Origin of the sequence: Candidatus Culexarchaeum yellowstonense (assembly GCF_024707025.1) — an archaeon.
GTDB lineage: Archaea > Thermoproteota > Methanomethylicia > Culexarchaeales > Culexarchaeaceae > Culexarchaeum.
Map to the genome: position 1 here is coordinate 1 of NZ_JANGFQ010000245.1, position 4,385 is coordinate 4,385.

General features: G+C 38.0%; 6 protein-coding genes. 4 read left to right on the plus strand and 2 right to left on the minus strand.

Translation table 11 applies throughout. The annotated features are described in order from the left end of the window. Positions 1-613, plus strand: a 613-nt coding sequence (locus MRT15_RS12115) for a hypothetical protein (protein ID WP_304330550.1), incomplete at its 5' end; no start/stop codon positions are given. Further along, positions 594-1,187, plus strand: a complete 594-nt coding sequence (locus MRT15_RS12120) for a hypothetical protein (protein WP_304330551.1) — start codon at positions 594-596, stop codon at positions 1,185-1,187. The genes MRT15_RS12115 and MRT15_RS12120, both read left to right, overlap by 20 nt. A gap of 645 nt (positions 1,188-1,832) precedes the next feature. Here the strand turns inward: MRT15_RS12120 and MRT15_RS12125 are convergent. Next, entirely contained in the window at positions 1,833-2,111 is a 279-nt protein-coding gene (locus tag MRT15_RS12125) for a hypothetical protein (protein WP_304330552.1), read from the minus strand. 61 nt (positions 2,112-2,172) lie between these two features. On the opposite strand from MRT15_RS12125, the gene MRT15_RS12130 reads away from it, so the two are divergent. Both MRT15_RS12130 and MRT15_RS12135 read left to right on the plus strand, forming a co-directional pair. Beyond that, positions 2,173-2,535 carry a hypothetical protein gene (locus MRT15_RS12130; protein WP_304330553.1) on the plus strand — a complete coding sequence of 121 codons (363 nt, stop codon included), beginning with the start codon at positions 2,173-2,175 and terminating at the stop codon, positions 2,533-2,535. A gap of 210 nt (positions 2,536-2,745) precedes the next feature. Beyond that, on the plus strand, positions 2,746-2,982 hold the full coding sequence (locus MRT15_RS12135) for an Lrp/AsnC family transcriptional regulator (protein WP_304329805.1): 237 nt from the start codon (positions 2,746-2,748) through the stop codon (positions 2,980-2,982). Between the two features lie 60 nt (positions 2,983-3,042). On the opposite strand, the gene MRT15_RS12140 is transcribed toward MRT15_RS12135, so the two are convergent. Next, complete coding sequence (locus MRT15_RS12140; protein WP_369684985.1) at positions 3,043-4,278, minus strand: RNA-guided endonuclease InsQ/TnpB family protein; 1,236 nt, start codon at positions 4,276-4,278, stop codon at positions 3,043-3,045. Positions 4,279-4,385: the final 107 nt, after the last annotated feature.

The window sequence follows — 4,385 nt, forward strand, 5'->3', positions numbered from 1 at the left end:
CCTCATAGACCTAGCATTCATCTCATTCATCCCAATACACTATTTCAGCGCACAAAGTGTCATCATAAAACCCTCAATCGAACTAAAAAGCATACAACCCTCCAACAACAACGTCTTAATAACATACGCACTAAACAACACAAAAATAATCAGCATTCCAGAAAGCACAATCCACGTGAACAACGAAACATACGAAACACAAACACAAATACTTGACAATACAATCCTAGTATACATACCAACAAAAATATACCAAAAAGCATACGAACTCAACGCAGAAAAAATCACAATACACCTAAAAATACTCCTCGACAAAGGCTACGTCATTGGAAACTACACGCACTATATTGAATGGAAACCACTCACAATCACAATATTCAACAACAGCATCACCATACACAACCCAAACTACGCTAAGATCACAATCTACAACATAACCATCACATACTACACACAAAATCACCTCACAAAAATCGAAAACCTACCACCAATCACAATCAACCCCCAAAACAACTACACACTCAACATAAAAACAGACAAAAACACCACAGCATACATCAAATTCACATACAATTTAAGGGGGCGAACCATCATTGAAAGCAAACAAATCTGAAATCCTACACATAATCACACCACTCACAACAATACTCTACACAACATACTCATTCCTCACACTACTCACCCCCATATACACAACAGAAGGAATCATAACAGGCAAAATTGCTCTAACATACTACTACCTAAACTACCTAAACACACCAATTTACCTCGACTCACTCAACACAATCAACATCTTCACCATCCCCCTCCACTTATTAAACTCCTACCTAATACTCACAAGTATAACAACACTATACGACCACTTCAAGAAAAAACAGAGAATAACCCACGACATAAGAATGCTCTTTGGCGGAGCACTCGCAACGCTCCCATACACAGCACTCCTGCTAAACCTACTAAAACTACTTGCAACAGAAACAACGCAACTAAACATTAACCTAAACTCAATCACTAGTGCAGGATACGTTTACCTTGGCGAAGCACATGCACGCATAATTAACACAGCATCAATACTCACAGCAACACCAACAATAATAATCATCACAACAATATTCCTAGCAATCACAACCCTAACTTATTATCATGAAATAAAACAACTTTCAGCAACTGTTACAAGAAAATTTTGAAGATTTGTTCGAACTTAATTCTTTGAAATAATAGTGTTTTAACCAGCGAATATAGTTCAACACTTCTTTTGAGCAAGAAAAACAAGACTAGAGCCAAGAAGATAAAATGGTCCCCCTAAAGAGTCTCTAAGCAATAGTCTCCCTCTAGATATCCCTCTTCAATCCACTGCGATTAGTATCAGACCACTTATCAATGGTTTCATTTAGCTTATTTATCCTACATCTTTTGACTGATTCTTCACTAACTCATTGTATGAGGTCGACAAATACTATTTCACCATTAATTATAATCAAAATCTCACAAGCAACCTAATCATAAATAGATTAATCACAGTCATCCCTCAAAAACTTTCCAGTAATGTTTCCTCAATCACTATGAAAAATAAAAACAAACTACAGAAAATCTTAGATTTATAAGCATGCTTGACATTATCTTGTCAGTAATTCATCTCAGAGCTAAAGTACTGAGCTTTCTTGCCAAGTATTTGTAAATGGGGACGTGATTTCTGTGAAAATATTCTTACCTACTGCTTCACGTTTCTGCAATCGCCTAAAATGGTTTTGTTTTCTAGTTTTTGTTTATCTTCTCAAATTAGTGGGAAAAATAATAATTAGCGAGGTCTTTTGATGATGTTACGAATCATCTTAAGTTTTCATAATTTTTTTGATGTATTCTGCTATTGCTCTGCTTCTTGTCGGATTTAGTGAAATGGCTTTACCTTGTTTGTGAAGTAGAACGTATCCTTCTTTAGTCAGCTCTTCCACACATCGTTTAATTCGTTTACCATCTTTTCTTATTTGTTTGCTCATCCAGTTTATAAGCGTGTCAAGTGGTAGATATTTTGCGCCCCAGCAGTGCTTTCTGAGGAGACGATAAAGAAGATCAGCTTTTATCTCTTCATCACTAAGTTCTTGTTTAGACATGGTTTACTCATAATACCTTTAGAAGTTTAATTTTATATACTTGTTTGTTTAATAGGTAATTATGCCAGAAACCCTTTACACGAAAAAAGAGTATCAATCCCTCTTGATAAAAGTGTTTGGTGATGCGCCAAAGTTGAGGATAATAGACTTTTTTATGGATAACCCGTTCTTTGACTTCACGAAGAAGGAGGTGATAGAAGCATTGGGTATGAGTAAGAGGACATTCTATAAATACTTCCCAGACATAGAGAAGTATGGGATTGTTAGTGTTTCGAGAAGGATAGGCAGGGTGAAACTGTACAAAATTAACTTAGAGAATCCTTTAGTCAAAATGTTAAGAGAGTATGAGATACAACTTTCCCTACAAATAGCAGAACAGGAAAAAGCTAAAAACGCAAAAACAGCCCCAGTAAAAGTAGCATAATAATTTTAATTCTACTACATTTCCTAATTCGGCGGTTTATAATGAGATGCTTGTTAGGAGGTGTGGAATTCTCCTCCATCTCAATAATAAACAACTGGAAACAAGAACTAAAAAACTAAACAAAAGCAAAGTAGGCGAACTATGCCAAACTCACTCTTATTTAATAAAAATTTAAATATTGTGGTAATCAAATTTTAAATGGTGTAATGCGTGGTTGAGGCATTAATTTTTATAACGGTGGAACCAAATAAAATAGATAAAATAGGGATGGATATAAAGAGATTACCAAATGTTAAAGAAGTGGTAGCAATTACTGGAGAGTTTGATATTGTTGCGCGTGTTGAGGCAAAAGATTTTTCAGAACTCTCAAAAACGCTTAAAGAAAAAATTCTTTCCATTCCGGGAATAGTAAAAAGTGCAACTTCAATAATAACGGAGAAATACTAAATAGTGAGATTTGAGGAATAGAAACGAATACTTCATCTATTATAAAGTATGTCTTATGAGTTACTTTGCCCTGAAGGGCGAAGTTTCCTGCTTCGCAGCCCCACCTTGCCCCCAGCTTACAACCAGGGGTAGAGGGCGGAGCTCTACAGGCACACAGGGTGCCTCCCACCCCGCTCGCCTCAAAACATTAAGAGCCGCATTAAAATCCCTATCAACTTTCCAACCACACACAGGACACACAAACACACGCTCATCCAACCCCAAATCCTCAACGATGAAACCACACATAGCACACTCCCTCGAACTATTCGCAGGATCCACCAGAACAAACCTCTTACCAAACTTCTCCACCTGATACTTAATTATACGCTTAAGCTCACCAAAAGCCGCATCATAAAGCCTCATCCTCAACTTCCTATAAGATTTACCAACGAGCTTCTTCACATCAATATCCTCCATGACAACCACATCATACTTCATAGCAAGATACTTGCCAACCTTCATGTACAAATCCCTCCTGAGATTCGCAAGATGCTCGTAAGCCCTAGCCAATCGCCTCTTAGCCTTAAACCAATTCTTAGACAAAAACTTCTTCCTAGAAAGCTCACGATGCAGACGCCTCACCCTCTTGAGAGCCCTCTCATAAGGCCTCAGATTAGGAAGGTACTCGCCGTCGCTTGTTGTGAGGAGCTTCTCAATGCCAACGTCAATCCCAACTGCTTTTCCGGTCTTTGGTGCTTCTTGCTTCACCTCATCAACATCTGCTATGAATGAGATGTATATGTCTTCGCTCTTCATCAGCTTAACGACTACTCTCTTTACTTTGTTTAGTGGTGGTAAATCTCTTTCCATGATTATTTTGAATGTTCCGAGGTGTGAGAGTTTTAGTGTTAGTTTTTTCTTGTGTTTTTTGCTTTTTGTTCTTATTTCCCTCATGCTGAGTATTTTCCAGCCGCTCTGTGGGTATGTTAGGGAGTAGTATTTGTGTGGTTTCTTTTCTCTTGGGAATCTTGCTTTTTTCTCGAGGAACCTCTGTTTTGCTTCGTAGAAGCGGTCTGCGATTGCTTGTATTACTTGTGAGTGGAGTGTTTGGTATTCCTTGTCGTTTTTTCTTAGTTCGAGTGCTAGTTGTCTTAGTTCTGCTTGTGTTAAACCTTTTTTGTCTCTGTGATAGAAGTATATGTCTGCCCATCGTAGTGTGTTGTATATTTCGCATGCGAGCTTGAGTTGGGCTTTTAACGCCCCCAGCGTTTGCTCATCCGTGTATGCTCTGTATCGGTATGCTACGATGGGCATCAATAAATACATGCACGCAAGCCTATTTAAAGCTTTAGCATGTGTTAGGGTTGGAACTCTGGAGTGTTATGATGTGTGTTGTTGGTTTGGGTTTTCTCTTCATCTCC

Bases quoted from the DNA above. Each gene is read 5' to 3' on its own strand.
- MRT15_RS12125 (WP_304330552.1), bottom strand. From the start codon at position 2,111: ATGTCTAAACAAGAACTTAGTGATGAAGAGATAAAAGCTGATCTTCTT.
- MRT15_RS12130 (WP_304330553.1), top strand. From the start codon at position 2,173: ATGCCAGAAACCCTTTACACGAAAAAAGAGTATCAATCCCTCTTGATA.
- MRT15_RS12140 (WP_369684985.1), bottom strand. From the start codon at position 4,278: ATGCCCATCGTAGCATACCGATACAGAGCATACACGGATGAGCAAACG.